Annotated in this window: 2 protein-coding genes; both read right to left on the bottom strand. The window is 69.8% G+C overall.

Annotation, left to right across the window (positions count from 1 at the left end; all coding sequences use genetic code 11):
- Nucleotides 1–44 precede the first annotated feature (44 nt).
- Nucleotides 45–356 carry a hypothetical protein gene (locus E3D03_RS21245; RefSeq protein WP_263568581.1) on the bottom strand — a complete coding sequence of 104 codons (312 nt, stop codon included), beginning with the start codon at nt 354–356 and terminating at the stop codon, nt 45–47.
- Nucleotides 356–529: DUF2190 family protein (locus E3D03_RS21240; protein WP_263568582.1), on the bottom strand; the 174-nt coding region annotated here is incomplete at its 5' end. The genes E3D03_RS21245 and E3D03_RS21240, both read right to left, overlap by 1 nt.

The following is a 529-nucleotide window of genomic DNA, read 5'->3' as shown; positions in this document are numbered from 1 at the left end:
CGCGACGATGTCGGGATCGATGTCGAGCTTCAGCTTCATCGCGGTCATGCCGGGCGCAGGTCGATGGTCCAGACCAGCCGTTCACGATCACGGACGGGCTCGCCTTGGATGAGGAAGGCGTCGCCGTCGATCTCGATGCGGTCGCCGGGCCGCGGCGCTGGCACCTCGGCCACGCGCAGATCGACGCGCGTAGTCTCCGACCAGAGCCGCGCGTCGCCGAAGGAGGTCGACGCATCGGCGCGCCGCGCCACGACGCGCACCAGGACGGGCGCGCCGCCATCGGCGATGTAGATCGCGTCTCGGCCGATGTTGGGATCCGCGAAGAGCGCGCCCACTGCGGCGGCGAAGGCGCTCATCAGAAGGCCGCGTTCAGGCGCACCCGGCCGATGGTGTCGCCGGCGCCGCTCGCCACCGCCTCGGTGGCCACGCCGATGAGAGTGTTGTCGGTCGCTACCGTGGTGCAGCGCTTGTTGGTGTCGTCCCAATAGACCTTGGTGCCGACCGTCCAGGCCTGCGAGCCGATCTTGGT

It is taken from the genome of Paracoccus sp. DMF, from assembly GCF_004407025.1.
Classification (GTDB): domain Bacteria; phylum Pseudomonadota; class Alphaproteobacteria; order Rhodobacterales; family Rhodobacteraceae; genus Paracoccus; species Paracoccus aminovorans_B.
This window is presented reverse-complemented; position numbering and strand designations above follow the sequence as displayed.

Coding starts and splice junctions, on each gene's coding strand:
- E3D03_RS21245 (WP_263568581.1), bottom strand. CDS start 356: ATGAGCGCCTTCGCCGCCGCAGTGGGCGCGCTCTTCGCGGATCCCAAC.